The following is a 20,012-nucleotide window of genomic DNA, read 5'->3' as shown; positions in this document are numbered from 1 at the left end:
GAGAAGTTATAGGCAAATCGCCTTTGGTATTGCCAATTGATAATGTCAGCGTTAGCCTAAGGGATGCTCAGTATTCGTGCATGCTACTAAAAGTATAGATTAGGTTAAGGTTTCCCTTTAGGTTGCTTATACCATAAGTTTTGAATATTGTTGAAGGCGAGAAATTCAGAATCATTTGCCGAGACTACTTTACCGTCTCGCCTTGTGCGCTGCGTGCTGGAGACTAACATACATGCCTTTTTTGCACGTGAAATTGCTACGTAATGTAGATTAATATCCTGTGCCCAATCATCATATACAGGGTGATCCCAATCGTTATCTGGGCCAGGACCTTTTTGCGGCAATACCCATTCATACAAATCTAAATGGAAAACAAATTCGAACTCAAGACCCTTTGACTTGTGAATTGTCATTATGCTCAGTTCATTATTCAGTGCTGGATTATACGTAGCTAATAGGTTGGGAGTCGATAATACTTGATCCAACAACTCAACAGATGTTTCATTTTCGGAAACCGGGGCAATAATTTTTGCAACACTTACAAATCGCTCGATCACTGCATTTTTGTCGATAGGATTGCATTGAAACAATTGTCGAATTTCATTCTTCAATTTCAACAATGATACAAGCTCAGCACGTCTTAATTTTTCTATTAGCTTGAACTCCTCTATGACTTGCATAAACCGATAATTCACATCATAAGAAAAGTGCAATAACTTTGAAAAAATTGAAGACCACACGTTAAGGCTTGTATCTAAATCTGTGGTAATAAAAATTTTGTGCGGTGTCTGTAGACTAGCATCTATGATTTCCAGAGTTCGATTTCCCCTTACAAGGATTGCGACCTCCGAATTATTTATTATGCCAAAGTGCTTTTTGATACCCGCTATCTTACTGTCAATAAATCGCGAAATTTCCACCTCCGATCCGTCTATTCTTTTAAAATACACTTGCTCTGAATCTGTCGGCAGCATTTTTGTTCCTGGATCAAGCAAGTAATTGGAATAATTAATTATGGATGTATGACATCTATGATTTTTGTCCAGTTTGAACACGGTGAATGCCTCATTCCCAGCCAAATTATCCAGGTGGATCGAGCTTTTACCTGAAAACGCATAAATAGACTGGTTTAGATCTCCTACTGCTATACCGACAATGCCAAGCGCATTTATTGCTAGAAATATTTCATGTTGGTTTGACCCTGAATCCTGATACTCATCTATAAAAATATACTTATAACGTGAGCTTAGATATTTTCTACATGCCAAAGAGTTATGAAACACGAAGTTGGACAATAATCCAATTGCTTCCATTAATATCAGACCGTTCCTGAAATACTTAGCTAGTTCCTCAATCTCATTCTGGCCAATATCTATATACTTCAGATTGCGGTGGAGCCAATCGAGGTTATCTTGTTCCGCCTGTGGCAACCTATCTGTTTTGATAATTTCAATTTGACGACTAGGAATACCGAAAATTTGCTTCCCAAACGGAATAATAATTTCACCGATGAAAAAGCGATCTATCGTACCAAAAAATGAGCTTTTCGGATCTATTCCTTTTACCAAGCATCTCGACTGTAATTCGTTAGATGCCTTGTTTGTATAAGAAATCGCAACCACACCCTGATAGCCCTCTAAACTCTCGAATATTAGCTTGATCTTTTCCGAGATTACGAAAGTTTTACCGCTACCGGGCGCAGCAATGATAACTGAATTTCCATCATGATTGATTATTTCTGTCTGTTGCTCAGTCGGCTCCATGATACCTGCTTACAATTTCGACACACCTATGCAGCGGATTTGCAATAGCATTGTCTTTGAGTTTACTTAAACTTGTTTTGTGTTGCTTCAGAAACTCATACATGAAAATGGCTTTCTTTTTTTGCATTCTACTGACGACATTGTCATCATCTGAAATTTCTTCATCGTCATCATCGTTACCTGTTCCGTAATACTCGTCCAGTTCAGCCTTAATTTCGCTGGCATATAGATCATTTTCTAAGTCTGCAACTGATAGAAAAAGATTCAACCTTTCCAATTCAGGTATTACAGCATTTGCACTATTTGTAGTAGCAGGCGGCTCCGGCAATCCAAAGCCGTGTAAAGCAACCTCGTTCGCTGCCAAGACGGCCTCGAAAGCTGCATCAGGCTTTCCATTTTGTCTGTAAAAACTTATCAGGCGCTGAACCCCAGCACGTCGATATTCTGCTTTCTTTGGAATCTTAAAAGTGTCATTGTCAGTTCTTACAACCCACTCAATTTCTAATGCCGCCAATATTTTGATGAAGGTTTTGAAGCCGACTCCATCAACCATTAAAATACTCATATTCAACCGATCAATGTCAATTCCAATCTGTTTCGCTAAAGTACGGTACAATAGTTCTTCCGACGGACCCTCTACTAATAACACGACATCTGCGAAAAATGCTTCGGCGGGAATAATACTCATACGATAGCCGAAGTCACTAAAGGCTTCATCTATAATGTCTGAGCAACCCTTTGATGCTGCATATGCACCGGCGCCACGATCAACAAGTCGGACAATTGAATTTGGCGAATACTCACTGGCAATTTGCGGAGAATGTGATGTAATTATTACTTGTGAATGGATAGAGGTTGAAAGATATTCTGATAATTTTCTCTGCTGGTGTGGGTGAAGGTGAGCTTCCGGTTCCTCAATGCAAATGATTGACACTTCTTGAACATTTTCTTCGGATATTTCGTTGCGTGCCGCCCACAATGATAAATATACCTGGTTTAATCTCCCGTCGCCGCCAATCAATAGATTTTTATCACCACGTTTAGAAGAAATAGATACATCGTCTATAAAATTATCAATGTTGGACGTACCAGCGTTGAAAACAATATTTTGGCGTTGGTGGTGTAGAGACAATTTGTTTAGCTCTGCATTGATTGTCTGGGTTGCATTGGCGACAAAGCTTAATTGCGGAATTCTTTCATCTATCCCCTTCAAGTTAGTTGAAATTTCTCCTATTAATCGATTATCATCGGCCGCCTGCTCTTCAGTCCTATTTTCTTTGGCCTGATATAACAAGTTGTGTTTTTCCTTGTTAATGTAGCTATGAAAGTCACGTCTACAGCTTATATACCTGAGGTTTAACACCTTTCGGTAAAAGCGTTCTTGAATTTCTTCGAGCCCTGCATCGGACGGCCCCGCCAGCAGGCGATACTTCTTTGCTTTTGTAACAGGATCCCGTACTCCCTCAAATACTAGCAGCAACTCATCTTGGTCGCTAATTTGTCCTTTAAGTTTAGATACAACGCAGTCCTCCGTAACTTCGGTGAACCGCAACTTTATAGTGAAGTTGTTTGTTTCCTCGTACGCGTAAAAGTCAGAATCCCTTGGCTCGATGTCATACTCGGTAAGACCTTTATCCAATAACAAGCGGATAGCCCAAATTAGATTAGTTTTACCGACATCATTTGCCCCTATCACCAAAGACTTTTCTTGAAAATTAATGACAGAACTTTTGAAATTTCTAAAGCCAGTTAGTTCTACAGTTGCTAGTTTCATGGGCATGATTTCTCATCCGAAATATAGATATTTATTCACTATTGTTTCCTTGTATTTTACACATGGCGGCTTTCGAGTTCTATGGACTAAAGTGCTATAGATACGAAGATTGGAATTCGTCCAACCAAAAAAACAAAAAAGCCTTCAGAGAAATCTGGAAGGCTTGATATTTGTGGTGGTGTGGGTCGAGATCGAACCGGCGACACAAGGATTTTCAGTCCTTATACCATGTCGTTCGCTTGAGCTCCCAAAAAGTACATTCCAACTCTGTCATGGTTCAACTTGAGTAAAACCCATATAAAATTGCCTGTCCTGCAAAATTAAAACCAGCTTTAGTTTTCAGTGGTTTTCGGTTGAAAAGGAGGGAAAAACCGTCTCAAAATAAAGCTGGAAACAAAATACAGCATAACCTCCTACCAACTCCCATGAAGGCGACGTTGATATCCCAAAGACCAGCTATTATTGTCGATGCTGACCCTTTTTATTAGGTCACTTTCTCAACCAAAAAGTCCCTATGGGCAAAAAATCGACGTTTATACTAAAATATAGATGGATTAGTAAACTTCTTCGAAAATTTGCCGTTTAAAATGCTTGTATAAAACTGTATTCAGGTTATTAATAATAATCGAAGACATAATAGTAAAGTGCTTTGAACCGTCTGTAAAAAGGTGATTATTCTCCTAATAACAGTAAAGTCTTGATTTAATTTCAACAAACCCACCTGGTATACTATACACCGTCTTTTTTGCTTTCTATAAGTGCAACTGGCGGCTAAAAGTCGATACTATTATGGGCAGTCAGTTGCCGATTATTACCGTGTTTAAATGGTCTCACCACCTTTTTGGCCAATTTTAGAATCTATTATTTTTCAATAATACAGGGAGAATACCTAAAGGAATGAGTAAATTTACCTCGTTAAAATAGTTGTATTATAACATAGAGTCGCTGTTCCAAATTACCACAACAAGAACTCACGCGCTTATGGATATAGTACGCCGACAAGGCGTAGCTGTGTCTTTGCGTGAGAGGCTGTGGTAAGCCTGGAGCAGCTTGGACCTCCAGTTACGCTCTTTTATTTTGATAACACTCCAAATTACCACGATGCTAATCACTATTCTAATTATCGCCGTTGCGGTGATAATCTACTTCACGCCTGCAATTACGGCAATCGCAAACGGCAAACGAAACAGCACTTCTATCTTCATTCTCAACTTATTTCTTGGATGGACGTTCGTAGGCTGGGTAGTAGCTTTAATATGGGCTCACACTTACGAGAAAAGCTGAACCGAATTTCCGTAGAGGAAATTGCGCTGTTCTGTTCCAACCATGGTTAAAGAACATGCTCAAGTCTGTAAGAGGCTGAATTACCGGCAAAAACAAAATAAAGCCGCACTACAGGGCGGCTTTTTAGCTAGTCTATAATATCGCAAACCAACAATCGAGTTTTTGCAAATTGGCAAATTGGCAATCACTTATTTTTCGCTCTTTGGTATTTCCCATGACCAAGTTTCTGCAATAGCCCCGCCTTAACTAGTTGAAACAGATAGTTAGATATGCTCTTATGATGCACACCCATCTTTTTCGCTGCTGGGAGAGCGTCAGCGCGTGAAAAAATGGCGTTAACAGGTAAATAATCGAGGAACTCATTTAGTCGGTTACTATTACGTCCAACCTGCACGCTCTTTTGAGGAAGAAGCTCGTAGATATATAGCGCATGATCCAGGAATACATCAACAAGTCGCACCGAAGCGTCGAAGTGATTGTCCGAACAAATAGCCTTATTTGAACCGCGAATCTCCCATTTGTCTATCGCTGTTAGCACCATGCATAGTTTCAATACCATTAAAGGCATTCTTTTTACCACCGAATCAATATCTTCAGAATAATGTTGTTTTAGCTGGTTAAATTTCAATTCAAAATGATCAGATAATTTCTTTGATTGCTCTTCAGATAACCTTACCTCTATTTGATTTGCGTTTGCATACTGAACTATTCGATTGATGTTCCACGATATGTATTTGGAAAAACGGCGTATATCATTTTCGCTTTTTTCAAACGTATTTCTCCAGTTTCGTGAAGAAAAAACATAGTAAGTAAACCTGCTAAACAGACCATTTTCAGCCGAACGAATTATTGTGGGCAATTGACCAGGTGTTCCCGAAAGCAACGCTGCGAGTTTTGTTTTTTTAACTGTTTGAGCCTTACTATTAGCTCGCCCAATGCTGATTGATTCTTGATGGAATGCACACCTTAAAATATACGAAAAGTCGCCCCAATCGTTTGACAAATTGTTCCCTAATGCATCTGCTTCTGATTCAAATATGACACCTACACCATCACTTCGCTTTAGGGTGTTTATAATGGCAGTGGTACTGGAATTACCCGGGACAAAAAACTGGATATACTGTGGATAGCTCTTTTCATCGGGCTGTTCAGAATTGCTCGATAAGTACTCAGCAAGACTACGATTACATCGTTCTTCCAATTCATCACTGAACTCCTCAAATAGCTTGCGAGCAATCTTTGCAACACCTTTGCCACTGCCTGCGCCTGCAACAATAAAAGAAAACAAGTTGGGAAACACAGTTTGGCCATCGTGACGAGAGGTTACATTATAAAATGCACCGCTAAAGAGAACAAGCATTGATATAACTAAGACGTCCCTTTCTCTTTGGCACGTTCTGCTATTAGCAACGAACTGCATGAACTCTGGGAGACTATCTATTACTTCATCCGGAATGAATGGTAAATTGGCTACCTCATTCTCGCTAGACCCATCCAAATCCTTTCCATTTTCATATTCTTGATAATTACCAAAATCATTATGGTATTTGCTGTACACCGAACTCACCAGGTTTGCTATCTCAGCTCTGTCAAAAGTTTTCTCATAATGTCTCAGAGCAAGAATTAAAGTATTGCTTTGAGTTATTCCTAGCCGATTGCAATTACATAACAATTGAAATAAAAAATTATTACGGTTCCCCTTTCGGTATTCACTAATTCTTTCCGTAAACTCAATGGCCTTCTTAAATGCAGTTTCGACGGACAATTCTTCATCATTATTAGGTTCAGCTGGCACAGACACCTCAAAAACTTCTTCATTATCAATAAAATACGCGGTTGGATCGTGTGAAAAGTAGCACAGTCGAGTAATGTCAGAAGTCTTTTCATCAAAATCGATGTGCAGGCTCTGTTTATAAAAATCAATAACTTGTTTATAGGCTTCTTTATGTAAAGTTGCAGGGGTGTTAACTTTAACGACAATCTTAAGTCCATTCCCCGACGGGCTAATGAAGCACATTTTCGTATGTTTAATGGCAATTGCCTTTTGCTTAATTGACTCTACTTGTAAACCATCCAGTTTATCGATATCAAGCATTACATACTGTGAATAGTCTATAAGATTGCCTGATTTTCTCTTTTCTTTAAATGTTCCAGAAGTGGTAAATGCAGTTAAAGAGTTTTTTACTCTTTGAGCTTCCTCATCTTTACCTAACGCAATTAACTTCCTCAATTCGGCAATTTCTGATAGGTAGCCCTTCCCTTTTATTTTAGCCCAGATTGCCTGTAGTGTTGCATTTTCTACAACGTTGTTGTGATTCTTTATAATACTGATGTTATTAATGCTAGTCATTATCTACCTTTTTTAGTGGAAAATTTTAAGCTGAAAAATGCTTTTTAAAATCTTTGAGAATGTCTTAAAGCTTTCCTTTTCAATTCAGTAGATGACGCGATACCGTTTGAGGTCAAAAAGTCGATTATATCTTCTCTTTTAAAGAAAATAGATTTCCCCACCCGATAGAATGGCAGTTTTTGATCAGCCGTATACTTGTAAATGGTTTGTTTGGATAGGCTCGAGTAACTAGCAAATTCGTCGATTGTCAAGACTTCTTTGCTGAGGCTTAACAAGCATTTGATTTCACTTAGAAGTGTAATTACATCTTTTAGCATAATTAAATTTTGCCGCAAGATGCAAAGCGACTCAAAGTCGAGAGAAACAATGAGTAACTATAGAGTAACTGAATTACTCTTCTTACTCATTTTCCCTTTGAGTTCGTTGAAAATCTGGTCAATCGTCTTCTTATCACTGAAATCTTTGTGTAACGATTTGTGATGGCTTTTCCTAAGGTTGGTATCTGTCAACGCGCGTCCTTGCTGCTTCGTCCTAAAAACTTTCACGGTCCCTTTCAAGTTGACACCAAAGGCGTCTTTTAGTTTGTAAAGGATGTATGCCGCAGTTTGAGTATTGCATCCAACTTGAATTTCCCGGTTAATGTCAGCTACATCTTTCTCTAGAAATATTTTTACCAATTGGTCAATTTTGGCTTTATCTTCTAGGAAATCCACTGTTGCTGTCAGCTGCTCTAACACTTGCTCTAGATAAGTCTTATTTTTTTCCGCTAATCGAAAACTTATTGTTTGAAATCTGCCAACATTGTTGTCTACAGGTAAACTAGTCAATGAGGCTGGTTCATTAGGCGTAAATTCAAACTCTGAAAACAAATAACCTTCAACCTCCGTAATAATTAAATACTCGATATAGGTCGCCGCAAATAGAAGCTGTGGTGTATTGTTGTTTTTTGAATAGTCGCTCAATTCCAGTTCTCCCCAGTTTCCAAGATCGTCCTCTGAAACATTCTGAGCTTCTTTTTTGTTTATTTCTCTCTTTAAATAATACAAAAAGCCATCGCCCAGCACCTTTTCATATTCAACACGCCAGTAATTGACGAAATCACAGATAATAGCTGCATCTGGCTGCTTTGAAATATCAGCAACTAAAGCCTGTATGTCGCTGTATAAAAGTACTTTGCCCATGTGCAAATATAAGCTACAGCTGTATCTGCGGAATTCTTCTTGCCGCTTCTATTTTCTTTTTGTCTATAACCTTAGCGTAGATTTCCGTAGTTCGCAGATGTCTGTGGCCTAAGAGCTTTGATACGGTATAAATATCCGTGTCCATGCTCAGCTGTAGAGTGGCGAAACTGTGCCTCGCACAGTGAAAAGTAATCTTCTTATTGATGCCAGCTCTTGAAATCCAGTCTTGTAATAAACCGTTATTATGCGAACTGTAAACCAAGTTTGGGAAAAGCAGTTTGTCTTCTTCCTTTCGATCGCCTAAGAACTTAATAGCATTTTCGGAAACCGGCAGAATTTCTGCTTTTTTAGTCTTTTTCTGAGTGTAATTGATCGCCCACCCATCTGTTTCGCTAAATATTATCTGCCCCCAAACTAAACTAGTCACATCCGACCACCGTAAACCTGTCAAAGCGCTGAATAAAAAGGCTTTTTTGAGCTTTGGATTGTCACAGGGTGTTTTCGTTAAGACCTTTAGCTCTTCAAGATTTAAATACTGGCGATTGGTTTCTTCGCCGTTTAGACTTTTTACTCTTAGGGATGGATTTTCTTTTAAGATTTTCGCTCTAAAGGCTTCCTTCAGGGCTGTTTTAACGATATTGAAGTAAGCTACAATAGAGTTTTTACCCAGTTTCTTGCCTTGTTGCCTTATTGCTGCCTGATCTGACTGGAGAAACTCTTTAAAACCTTCCAGGAACTCTTCGTTAGCTGCCTCCATTGTTACATCCCTTCCCTTAGTGTATTTAAGCATGATCCTATACACCGTCATCCACCTTTCATAATTGCTGTCCGAGCCTTCTCTTCGTATTTCAGCCTGTTTTTTGAAGAAATCTAGGAAACTCATCTTCTGAAGCGCATTGCTTCTGAATCCATATCGACTTGACTGTTCTGCCAATACTTTTTTAGCCCTAATAGACTCTGCTAGCTGAATAGTTTCTTTGTTGTGATCCTTTTGGAGTTGAGTTTTAGCTTTTTCGAAGAGATAGAGCCCCAAGAACTCGTACTCCCTCTTTTCGGCTGGTCCGTAGTAATAAACGAGATATAGGCTGATTTTATTGGTTTTCCCCTGGCTTTCCTTGTCCTTAGAAATCTGCCCTTTTCTTCTCAAAAGATATACTTTCATAGATGTCAAACGTTTGGTTATTAATTGTTTATGTAACCTTCCGCCTGATAATCGTAATGGGCAACAACCTTTAATAAAAAACCGCTGATTTACTCGAAAATCAACGGTGAATTACTTCTTTTTGAGAGAAACTGAATGAATTTGCTAAGATTGCCAACTTGCCATTTGCCAATTATGTCAATTTAAATAGCTGTTCTATATCCTCACGCCGTATGATATGTTTTTTACTAATCCTGATTGTTTTTAGCTTGCCATCTTTGATAGCTCTTCTAATCGTTGTATCAGAAGCGTTTAATAGTGTACAAGCGTCTTTGATGCTCAAATAGGGTTTCTCATTAGGTCGCCTTTCGACGATGTTAGACGCGATGTTATTTCTTGTGGCTTTGAATTGCTGATGCGCCAGTCCTATCTTCTCATCTCTTTTCGTCTTTTTGTAGTTTCTCTGCCCGCATTGTAGGGAGCAGAATTTAGTGGTCAATTTCATTGCTATGAATTCTTTCTTACAGAATTCACACACTTTTGGGATGCGCATGTTGCTGCTCATAGTCACTTTCTGTTTTGATCACTATTAATGTTGTTTTGCTCACCATTTACCATCATTTACCATTATCTTCCATCATCTTTCAGTCGTTATTTCGCCTTGTGACCATAAAGTCCCTGACTTTTTTGTTAGTAATCAACTTTGTAACAAAAAAATGGCTAATAACGGCAAGAAAAGACATGTAAACGGCAAATGAGAATCCGCTCAAATCCGCATTACTAGTGTAAAAGAGGTGATTTTAGCTGTGAGGTCACTTTCCGATACAGAAAGTAACTAATAGCCAATAATAATGCATCTCCTCGATTTAAGTAACAATATCGTAACAGAAAATGATACCTCTCGCAATCTCATTCTTGAATTGAAACTTTACTGATGTTCTTTGGCGCAACGGGACGATAGCAAAACAATACGCCCGAACAACTTCCGGCACACTTATGCACATTGTAACTCATGACAGGCATTGAAATAGTTTTTCAAAATGCTCAGCTATAAGTTTTGAAAATTACTCTGTTATGGGTAAAGTGTAAGAAGCTCTTGATTAGAGATATACTGACAAAGTCTTACTGCTTTTTGCCTCCAGACGCTAATGAAAGATTACCCTTTCTTTCGATTCCCTCTACAAGGTTGTGAATAAGGGCTACTGCGAAGCTGCTGTAGCCCTTTGAATTTATACCTATAGTGTGAATGCCATTAGAGTTGTTCAGCACTAGGATCACCTATCGGCGGCTGAATTGCTTGAGTAGCAAAACGGGGGATTATTTGATTGGCTTTGTCTACTGCCTCAGACAAATCATCAGCAGCAACGAAAGCGTAGATAAGTTGCCCGTTAGACTGCTCATATCTTATTTCAATATCATCAGGAAGTGTTGCGGATGTCTCTTTGCACAACACCACCTCATTCCTCGCAAAAACTACCTTAAAAACCCTCTTCATTTATGGTCGTTTTCAGTACACAATGTCTTGCTTCTCAGCGATTTCATTTAAAAAAACCATACCAGTTTATGATTGGCATACCTTTTTAATTATTTTACTGGTGGTTATGATGAGTTTTATGGTTAACGATAAGGATGCTTTTTAGCATCCTTTTTCTTTAGCGCAATTTACGGCGAAGACCGCACAACAGCGCTACTCTTCATGCCTTCATCCAGATGATAATATTCGATAATTGATGAGCCTCATAAGGCGCTTCGCCCTGGAAAGGTAATTTGCAAGATCACGTCCCCAAACCAGTGGAAACCGATCGTATCGCACGAGCAAAAGGTTCTGCGCGGTAAGTTTTACTGAGTAATTATGAATGGATTCAAGTGCGCATATGCACGGTCCTTTTTGCTTCGCCGTTAGCAAATAGAACTCAACTCTGTGATAATCAATCATCTAAAGAAGGACCCCCACTGACGTGGAAGCCCTTCTTTCACATTTAACTAAAGCGTATTATCTGTTCAAACTGGGTTATTCTATGGTCTAGCCTAGGCCTGATTCGCCTTTCTGCGACGGGTTTCGCCAGAGGCTGCGCCACCCCTGCGGCCTATTTCTACCATGTGTTCATTGTTGCTACTAACTGCTCTTCCACCCTTGCTAGCAATCTCGCGTCGCTTTTCTAAATCCATAGAAGCAAAACCGCGTTTTGAAGTTTTGCGTGCATTGTTCCCGTTGTCACTCTCTAAGCTAATTTGCATAATATCCATTTTTAGATTATTAATCGATTGAAAGACAAGATTTGGATCGGGCTAGAAATTCCAGCAGCATCCGGCGCCAATTCGGTCGTAACCCGGAAACGCAACCAAGCCCGTTCGATCTCAAAAACTGTATTTGTATGTGCTGTTCTCCTTGGCCTATCAGCCTAAACGGCTGCGGAGATGTAGAATTTGCTGTCGGTGCATCGCAGGACATCGATGAGCGACGAGATACTAAACTAAAAATATTAAAAGTTATGCCAGAATGCAATAGGTGCATTTTGGGTAGGCGTGCCACGTTGTCTATCAACTGCTCCGAGGCCTCTGGTTCTATCGTACCTCCTTTTTTATTAAGTTTTGCAATGATGATTCTCCAATCTTTCGCTAAAATTTATGTCCTCACCCTAAGCCAAATATTATTTTTTGCTACGGGTTAGCGTTCCAATGTGAAAAATTTAAACGCATCGCGAGTGACAATACGGCAATTCTCCACATATTGGTCAAGCGTACAACTTATACTTGCTAGGTACTGAACAGGTGTTAGCCCCACCTTTTTAACTAGTTCAATCCGTAGCACGCTCTTTTCATCCGTATCGCTGTAGCCGTTTAAGCTATTAAAGGTTGCAAGCGCAAAATCCGCATCGTCTCCTATTAGAAAATTGCCGATCTCCTGCATTCCTTCAGGTGTCTTTATGCTAATTATGACATTATACTGTGTGTCCATTTTTAAAAATTCGATGATTATGCCACAGTTACAATCTCTTGTTCTCGCTGTTCAGGCCCGGATAATTGTTTTTTAAGAACCAGTTTCGTAACGAATCCATTTGTTGCATCATTTGTCTCATGTCAGAATGGTGCTCGTCCCATCTTTTCATGAAATAGTCGGGAGCAATAAAATCCTGGCGAAACAAACTATCAGACCAAACTGGGTTGTCGAACCTTTTATTAAAAAATGAAGGAAACTCCATATTGAATTGCTTTCTGAAGGCCTCCATTACACTGTCAGCCTCCACACTATGTATATTGCCTCCTTTGCTTGAATACGTCCAAACGTAAGACGAGTCGTAGCCAATGAGGTTCCCCTTATCGTCATACTTTTTATTTACTTTCCATCTGGCCTGTGGCTTGTTTTCTTCCGTGGTTGTGGCCTGCTGTTGTTTTTCGCTTTGTCTAGGCTGCGCGTTACAACTGTATGTGCCTGTTACGAGCAGCAGCAATAACAATATATTTTTCATAGATTTTCGTTTTGAACCCGTTAGATAATTAATGGCGGGGCAGGCGACTGAATTAGCCGCCTGTCGCCATTTTGCCCCTGTCAATTATTAATGGATCTCAATACTACGGGCTATCGGTTTTGCACCTTCTTTCAGCGGCAGCGTCACGTAAAGGATACCATCGCTGTATTTAGCAGTTATCTTGTTGGCATCCACGTCGTTGTCGAGGTTGAAGGAGCGGCTGAAGGAGCGTGTTTTATACTCCTTACGTAGCCAACCTTCATCCTTACTTTGCTGTTCGGACGTTTCTTTGTGTTCAAGACTCACCGTAAGCACATCATTACTTACATTGATCTTGAAATCCTCTTTCTTGAGGCCGGGCGCAACTAACTCAAGCTCATAGCTTTTGTCGGTTTGCCTGATGTTGACCGGCACATTTGTGGCTCGGTCCGGGCCGCCGAGGCCCCAGGAATCGTCGTGGAAGAAGCGGTTCAGGTTGTCCTGGAAGATTTTATCAACCAAACCGCTGAAAGATGTGCCCGGTACGTTGCCGTTGCCACCATTTCTTTTCATTAGAGTGTTCATATTGTCCTCCTTTTTACCCTAAATAATTCAAACAAAATGCCACGCAAAAATTTCTGAAAAACTGTCACAGAAATTGAAAAAATTTCAGATTTCACGCCTGTCAAAAAATAATATAATATGACAGTTGATAATATATTAAGTCCTTCGGAATGGTCGGCGTTGAGTTGGCTTTAGACACAAAGGACAATAGGATTCGCTTACAAACAACTTTCCAATATTTCCAATCCTTCTTTTGCTATTGCCCGCTTCATCGTAAGTGGAGGGAAAAGAGTAAGCGTTTTGCTTTCAGTCGTAAACAACAGTCCTTTTTTGAGGCTTTTCTTCTGAATGCGATCGGCGTATTGTGCGTCGCTGACTTCTATACCAATAGCCAGTCCTAAAATTCGCAGGTTAGCTCCCTTTTTAAATTTCATTTGACTGAGTCCGTCTGTAAAGACCTGGCTTAATGCTGCGACGTTGCCGAATATTTTTGCCTGATTTTTTTTCCAATAGCGAATATTAGCAAGCGCGGCTTCTACCGCCAAAGGATGCCAACCATAAGTAGAATAAAACTGAAATCCTTTCTTCACCACTTTGCTGGCGATCTTTTTTGTTGTCATACACGCACCCAAAGGTGCAAATCCGCCGGTGATTGCTTTAGCGAGGCAAAGAATATCTGGCTCTAGATCAAAATGCTCACAGGCAAACAACTTCCCCGTCCTCCCAAAACCGCATGCTACCTCATCTATTACCAGCAGGGTTCCATATTGCCGGCATAAGGCACTGACACTCTTCATAAAAGCGTGCTCTGGTATCATTACGCCTAGGTTGCAGATAACGGGTTCCATTATTAGGGCGGCAACGTCTTTATTCTTCAATCTGGCTTTTACCTTTTCTGCGGCTTTATCATCCAAAGGAGGTTTGATCTTTATGCAATTCGGCAAAAGGTTTGTGAACTGCTCCCTGTTTTCTGAAGCTCCGATACTTAATGTACCTATAGAGTTGCCATGATAACTTCCTTCTATCGAAAGGAACTTTGTTCTACCTGTATACAACATAGCTATTTGCATAGCGGCTTCTACAGCCTCGGTACCGCCCGTGGCACGAACACTTTTTCGCAATTCGCCCGGAGCAATGGATGCCAGCAATTCAGCAAGCTCCCCCCAACCTCGATAATGGTACCCCGGAGCGATATAGTCCGGTACCTTTGCAGCCTTTACTTTTGATCGTATTTCTTTTTTTGCCCAGCCGAGATTCCCCACACACCAGCCCGCATTGAAATCAATATAGCGCTTTCCGTGTTGGTCGTATATGAATTCATCCGTTGTGCGCGCCACAAATATATCGTCAGGTTCTTCTGTCGACATAAAGAATTGCTCTTCTCTTAATTGCTGTTTCATAATAAATAGTTCAACGAGGGAGGTAAAGATGTATTTGCGCCGCTAAGAGCCTTCTTTAGGAAATAATTTTAACCGTTCAAACGGGACGAAAGCTACTCCGGGTATTCGTACAGGTTCACAATAAATGTGTGCCAAAGCATGTAGAAATGTACGGGGTAACTGTGCGAAGATTAAGGGTCAGTATAGTAAACTATACCTGTTCATTTTAGGAAGCGGCCACAGACTAACTGTTCCTTTAGAACTATAGAGGTGTGAGTATGATTTTACCCCTGCCTATGCTATTAACAGCTGTTGGTGTATTTCTGATGCTACATCGATGATTTAAATTCGACCTATTTTCAGTTTATACAAATAGGCATAGGCAGTTATCCAGGACGCGAGATGCTATCTATACTCAACGTCAGGTCGTTGATTTCTTTAATAACGTCATCCAATTCCCGTGCTTTTGCGATTACGCCGTGTACTACTTCACAGTTTACCGGGCTATCCGGGTGCTCATAGTCGAACAATTGTGAAAGTCCCAATATAGTTGCTACATGGTTTCGTACTTTGTGAGATTGTATCCATGCAATGTTCTTTAACTGCTCATTCTGGCGTTCTATCATTTCCCTATATAGATATTCGTCAGTTACATCTCTTGAATAACAGGCTAGGCCGTTGATTTTCTTGTCTCTGTCGTATATTGGATTAAACGTCACTTCCTTAAAAACAGTATTGTCGCTTACTTTGTCCTGCCATATCATTTTGTAAGCTTCTCCATCAAGTGCTTTTTGATAAAATTTTTGCCATCTTTTAACCAGGTCGGCGCTGAGTTCTTTCGGGTCAGAAGTACTCAGTGTTTTCCCTGTGATACTTTCCACTCGTCTCCAGAACGAATTGTTCGCGTCGACAATATTTAGGTCACTGTCAATTGACCATATAATATCTTGTGTGCTGTTGATGATCGTGCGAAGTCTTTGTTCTGCGTGGTGTATTTTCTCGAGCGATTTTTTTTGTTCAGTAATATCAAGAAAATACACAGCTATCCCTTCCTTTGTCGGATATGCATTTACGGAAACCCATACCTCCAGGGGGGCGTAATATTCTTCGAAATGTACACTTACCCGCTCATTCATAGCAGTAACGTATCGAGGAAAAAATTGCGTATTTAAAGCTTCTGGAAATGTGTCCCAAATATGTCTCCCGATCAGGTACTCCCTTGGATGGCGTAGAATTCTCTCGGATTGGTTGTTTACGTATGTAAATTCCCAGTTTTTATTCAGAGCGAAAAAACCGTCTGTTATACTATCGAGCATATCCTCAACTTCCCTGGATTTCTCTTGCAGTGCGTTTTGCGTTTTAATAGTTTCGTCTATGTCGATGGCGAATACGGCAACAGCCTCGGTACCATTGAAATTTACCTGGTGTGCATGGATGCGCACAAAAAACAACTCCCCGTTTTTCCTGATATGGCGCCAGGTGCCAGCATTCAAATATTCCAGGGCAAGGGACTTGATTATCTTGCTAAACTTCTCCCAATCTTCTTCAGGCCTAATATCCAGTGCTGTCATCGACAAAAACTCTTCCTGAGTATAGCCGTATTGCTCAAGAGCTGCCCGATTAACAGCAAGAAATTTGTACGTGCCACGCTCGTAGATGTACATGGGTACAGGGCTGTTGAAAAAAAGCTTTTTGTAATCATTACCCGTATCTTCTGTCATGGCTGGTATTTTAAAGCGTTGCCAATTCTAATTCATCTTCGTGAAAAATCTCCATCCGCGGTTTGCCATCGACGAACCAAAAGCAATATATCAGTCCAGTGTATTGCCGCCTATCTCCGGAGAGAATGTACTTGTATTTAGCAATGGACATGACGGTTTTTTTATCGGACTTAGCTCGCACTTTGTCGGTTCGTATAAACTTCGGTGAATTCATTCCTGCTGACATCGTCATGTAACTGTCAGTAAGAATGGAAAAATCCCCTGGTTTTTCATCCAGACGGGAGCTTTATTGCAATGTTGTGACAAATTTCGAAGGCGCTGGTATAGCTTTTCTTATTTATACCGGTTTCACCCACATCGAACACTTTTGTTGTTTCCCCTTTGAGGGTACTAAAGTGAGATTTGTAACCAAGTACATTCTATAACAAAATGTAACTGTCTGTTTTTTGCCTACATTTCAGCGACCCCAGGTACAAATAAGGTACGCATTGTTCGTTTTCGGTCAGGCTGCACCGTCGGTAGGTTTTTTAGCAAACTTCTGCCCCTGTATAATGAGCTCCACGTTAATGTTTGTATCAACCTCCAGCTTTTCTTTGAACATGCCCATGTGTTTCCCTATCAGTTCAGTGCTTCTGTTGGCACCATTACTATCAAACACATACTCTCCAGTTGCTATTATGCGCTTTTCTTCGTGACTCCACTTCATTACTGGCTCGCACTGCATACTACGGTCACTTATCTGCTGTAGCCTCAGCAGGACCCAGTCCTGGTTTAGGCTTATCCGCTCAACGCGCTCATTCATCAATTGCTTTATACGCGCGGAAACCTTAAGGTTTCTTGTAACTAAACGTGAAGCCTCGGCGGCCGCTGTGCCTATATTCGCAACATCAAATGCCCGCTGATACGCCTTGGTTTGGTTTAAGTCAACCAGATATTCCTGGCAGAACAGTTCCTGCTTTTCAGTTAAACCATCATTGCCTATTTTGCTTTCCAACATGGTGAATGTATTTATAGTATCAAATTTACAATATTAGTCGAAGTAGCGTGTAACAGCTCAATACTTTTTAATAGGGCTTTGCGTCCTACGGAACAGTGTTTACATGTTTACACCGGTTTTTCTAATAAGAATTAATGTTGTGACTAACTTCCCCGTCCTTATACTACCCTGTTAAATAACAATAGCTCCTAAAAGAAACTACAGTGTAAACATGTAAACATGTAACATGTTGGTTGATGAGCTTGTGCCTAATCAACGGGTGAGCGATCATACTATGCCTGGAGGTGTAAACCCTGTGAACGCTTGCACCTTCCATTTTCGCTGGGTTGTTTTGCCGGTGCGCCTTACAACTTGTTCAAAACCGATGCGTTTCAACTCCTTACCCAATTTATTTAGTTGGAGCTTCATCCCCGTTTTCTGGTCCAAATCTATCAATATCTCACTGGCAGTCAACTCCAAGCATTCACCCGCCATCGGCAAGACGTAGTATTTATTTATTAGCTCGTATTCTATGCTGTAGTTCTCAAACTCACTACTATGTATAGATAACATATTGATGTCCTCCCTATTAAGTTGCCAGTCGAACCCAGCTTTGTACAGGTGGTAGGCCTCCATAATCAAATCAATTTTATCAATCGCATTATATGCCTGGTGGTCTATACTCTGTACGTTTATCGGCAAGATGCGCCTGTTACCTGTGGGATCGCTCAGTATCTCATTATCGTTGGTTGTACCACATAGCACAGCAAGACGATTCAAGTCTACGTTATTGCGACCATAAGGCTCCCGTAGGCTGAAAACCTGTTTACTCAATAGCTCCTTTAGCCTGCGTTCATCCTTTTTGCTTTTGCCACCCATTTCATCATCCATAATAAGCAGTTTCTTCGTCATCAATATCTCGTCATCCTTGCCCGCGTCCAGTTTGCTCTCAGCATAATAACATTGCAATTCCGGGGGTAATAACCTACGGAAGAACTCCGTTTTACCAGTACCTTGTAGGCTGCCACTCAACACTAACATTAAAGGGCTGTGGATACCGTGTGCGCTGGCAATTATGCTTACCAGCCATTTCCGGCCGATATGCTTACTGAATAATCGTTTGTCTTCATCGGTTTGTATGGTCTCAAACAACCGGTCTATGAGACCGGAGGGCCGTCTATGCTGGTATGCTGCAAAAAAATCCAATAACGGATTGTACACTTCAGTGTATTCGCTACGAATTAACCTATCAACATTTTCGAAATTAATTTTTTTCATGTCTGTGTTTGCTTTAATGTATATACTGTTAAAATCGTTTTGGTCAAGTTGTTTGCCCCCAAGTTCTATATAACGTGTAATGCAGTTTTGCCGTAGGCCAGGGTAATTTGCTTTCATCCATATTTTTAATCTACCGAATAAGGATTCGTCACACAGAACAATTTCATTGGCATTAAATACTTGTTCAACAATGCCGTCAGGATCATTGCCTACTTGCTGTATTACCTGCTCTTTACTTTTGCCGCTACGCTTAGCTGCATATGCTACCTCAATAATATCGCGCGTGCGCTCGCTATAGGTCTCGATTCCATGTTGCTTGCAACAATAGTAGAACGTTGCCATGTGGGCACGCTTAACACTAGTTCGACTACCCTTCAGGCAGTTTTGCCACTGTTTATCGCACTGCTGGGGATTGTACTTCTGGCTATAGCTACTAATTATATGAAAATAATGTTCACCTGCTTCGCCAAACTCCTCGGCAAGCGCGAAGCCGATACGCAACCAATTGTGGTAGCTTTCGCATAAGTTCACACGCCGTTGCTGTATTTCAAGGATAATTTGGTCGAAGTCTGTTTTTGCGAAGATGGTAGTTCTGTCCTGCGTGACAGGTGTCACCTCTACATACCTGGTGAATTTGGTTGCCTCCTTATTTATGTATAGATGGGGATCAAAGCTCACATAACGTAATCGAGAAGGATTAACGCTGGTAGGGTCAATGTTAATGCTATAGGTGTCGAACAAATATTGTTCGAGACCGGCATGAGCCTGCCTATACTTACCGGCACATATGCGGAATACCACACACAGCCCTCGGCCGCTTATGCTGGTGAAAGCTGCATAAATGTGCTCGTCGCATTTTAGTAGGGCCTTCGTTTTTTCGGCGTCAACGTCGTCAATGTCTATACCTATAAACCCGCTACTCCTCGTTATCGTATCGTCCGTGCGCCCGGACCCAAACAACCCACCCATTGTCACACATGGAACCTTCTTTTTGGCTTCATCGCGTTGCTTTTTATCTGCTATCGCTCGCACTGGCAATACATAATCTTGCCAGTAGCCATCGCGTATCCTGTCTATAAATTCACCTATGGAAAGACTATCCTCTGAGCACGTATCGAACGTGTTCTTGAATATTGATATTTTGGACATGGA

At 40.7% G+C, this 20,012-nt stretch carries 17 protein-coding genes; 1 reads left to right on the top strand and 16 read right to left on the bottom strand.

Annotated features, from left to right (window positions below; translation table 11 throughout):
- Positions 1-104 precede the first annotated feature (104 nt).
- Complete coding sequence (locus P2W83_RS07375; protein ID WP_276133069.1) at positions 105-1,763, bottom strand: UvrD-helicase domain-containing protein; 1,659 nt, start codon at positions 1,761-1,763, stop codon at positions 105-107.
- Positions 1,750-3,537 carry an ATP-dependent nuclease gene (locus P2W83_RS07370; RefSeq protein ID WP_276133068.1) on the bottom strand — a complete coding sequence of 596 codons (1,788 nt, stop codon included), beginning with the start codon at positions 3,535-3,537 and terminating at the stop codon, positions 1,750-1,752. Before P2W83_RS07370 ends, P2W83_RS07375 begins: the two co-directional genes overlap by 14 nt.
- A 1,101-nt stretch (positions 3,538-4,638) precedes the next feature.
- Between P2W83_RS07370 and P2W83_RS07365 the strand changes: the two genes are divergently transcribed.
- Positions 4,639-4,821, top strand: coding sequence for a superinfection immunity protein (locus tag P2W83_RS07365; RefSeq protein WP_276133067.1), 183 nt, complete (start codon positions 4,639-4,641; stop codon positions 4,819-4,821).
- Between the two features lie 184 nt (positions 4,822-5,005).
- On the opposite strand, the gene P2W83_RS07360 is transcribed toward P2W83_RS07365, so the two are convergent.
- The 14 genes from P2W83_RS07360 to P2W83_RS07305 all read right to left on the bottom strand — a co-directional run bounded on the left by P2W83_RS07360 (position 5,006) and on the right by P2W83_RS07305 (position 20,009).
- Complete coding sequence (locus tag P2W83_RS07360; RefSeq protein WP_276133066.1) at positions 5,006-7,171, bottom strand: DUF3987 domain-containing protein; 2,166 nt, start codon at positions 7,169-7,171, stop codon at positions 5,006-5,008.
- A gap of 44 nt (positions 7,172-7,215) precedes the next feature.
- A complete protein-coding gene (locus tag P2W83_RS18675; protein ID WP_420831775.1) occupies positions 7,216-7,488 on the bottom strand; it encodes a helix-turn-helix domain-containing protein in 273 nt (90 codons plus the stop codon).
- A gap of 57 nt (positions 7,489-7,545) precedes the next feature.
- On the bottom strand, positions 7,546-8,352 hold the full coding sequence (locus P2W83_RS07355) for a DUF6617 family protein (protein WP_276133065.1): 807 nt from the start codon (positions 8,350-8,352) through the stop codon (positions 7,546-7,548).
- A 13-nt stretch (positions 8,353-8,365) separates the two neighbouring features.
- Positions 8,366-9,514: a site-specific integrase gene (locus tag P2W83_RS07350; RefSeq protein WP_276133064.1), complete on the bottom strand. Its 1,149-nt coding sequence runs from the start codon at positions 9,512-9,514 to the stop codon at positions 8,366-8,368.
- Positions 9,515-9,686: 172 nt separating this feature from the next.
- Entirely contained in the window at positions 9,687-9,998 is a 312-nt protein-coding gene (locus P2W83_RS18670) for a helix-turn-helix domain-containing protein (RefSeq protein ID WP_420831784.1), read from the bottom strand.
- A 747-nt stretch (positions 9,999-10,745) separates the two neighbouring features.
- On the bottom strand, positions 10,746-10,988 hold the full coding sequence (locus P2W83_RS07345; protein ID WP_276133063.1) for a hypothetical protein: 243 nt from the start codon (positions 10,986-10,988) through the stop codon (positions 10,746-10,748).
- 533 nt (positions 10,989-11,521) lie between these two features.
- Entirely contained in the window at positions 11,522-11,731 is a 210-nt protein-coding gene (locus P2W83_RS07340) for a KGG domain-containing protein (protein WP_276133062.1), read from the bottom strand.
- Between the two features lie 430 nt (positions 11,732-12,161).
- Positions 12,162-12,404, bottom strand: coding sequence for a hypothetical protein (locus P2W83_RS07335; protein WP_276133061.1), 243 nt, complete (start codon positions 12,402-12,404; stop codon positions 12,162-12,164).
- A gap of 76 nt (positions 12,405-12,480) precedes the next feature.
- A complete protein-coding gene (locus P2W83_RS07330) occupies positions 12,481-12,963 on the bottom strand; it encodes a hypothetical protein (protein ID WP_276133060.1) in 483 nt (160 codons plus the stop codon).
- A gap of 87 nt (positions 12,964-13,050) precedes the next feature.
- A complete protein-coding gene (locus tag P2W83_RS07325) occupies positions 13,051-13,527 on the bottom strand; it encodes an Hsp20/alpha crystallin family protein (protein WP_276133059.1) in 477 nt (158 codons plus the stop codon).
- Between the two features lie 197 nt (positions 13,528-13,724).
- On the bottom strand, positions 13,725-14,906 hold the full coding sequence (locus P2W83_RS07320; RefSeq protein ID WP_276133058.1) for a class-III pyridoxal-phosphate-dependent aminotransferase: 1,182 nt from the start codon (positions 14,904-14,906) through the stop codon (positions 13,725-13,727).
- A gap of 365 nt (positions 14,907-15,271) precedes the next feature.
- Complete coding sequence (locus P2W83_RS07315) at positions 15,272-16,606, bottom strand: PAS domain S-box protein (protein WP_276133057.1); 1,335 nt, start codon at positions 16,604-16,606, stop codon at positions 15,272-15,274.
- Between the two features lie 502 nt (positions 16,607-17,108).
- Positions 17,109-17,603 carry a terminase small subunit gene (locus tag P2W83_RS07310; RefSeq protein ID WP_276133056.1) on the bottom strand — a complete coding sequence of 165 codons (495 nt, stop codon included), beginning with the start codon at positions 17,601-17,603 and terminating at the stop codon, positions 17,109-17,111.
- Positions 17,604-17,870: 267 nt separating this feature from the next.
- Entirely contained in the window at positions 17,871-20,009 is a 2,139-nt protein-coding gene (locus P2W83_RS07305) for a VapE domain-containing protein (RefSeq protein WP_276133055.1), read from the bottom strand.
- Positions 20,010-20,012 lie beyond the last annotated feature (3 nt).

The organism is Polluticoccus soli (genome assembly GCF_029269745.1).
Taxonomy (GTDB): domain Bacteria; phylum Bacteroidota; class Bacteroidia; order Chitinophagales; family Chitinophagaceae; genus Polluticoccus; species Polluticoccus soli.
This window is presented reverse-complemented; position numbering and strand designations above follow the sequence as displayed.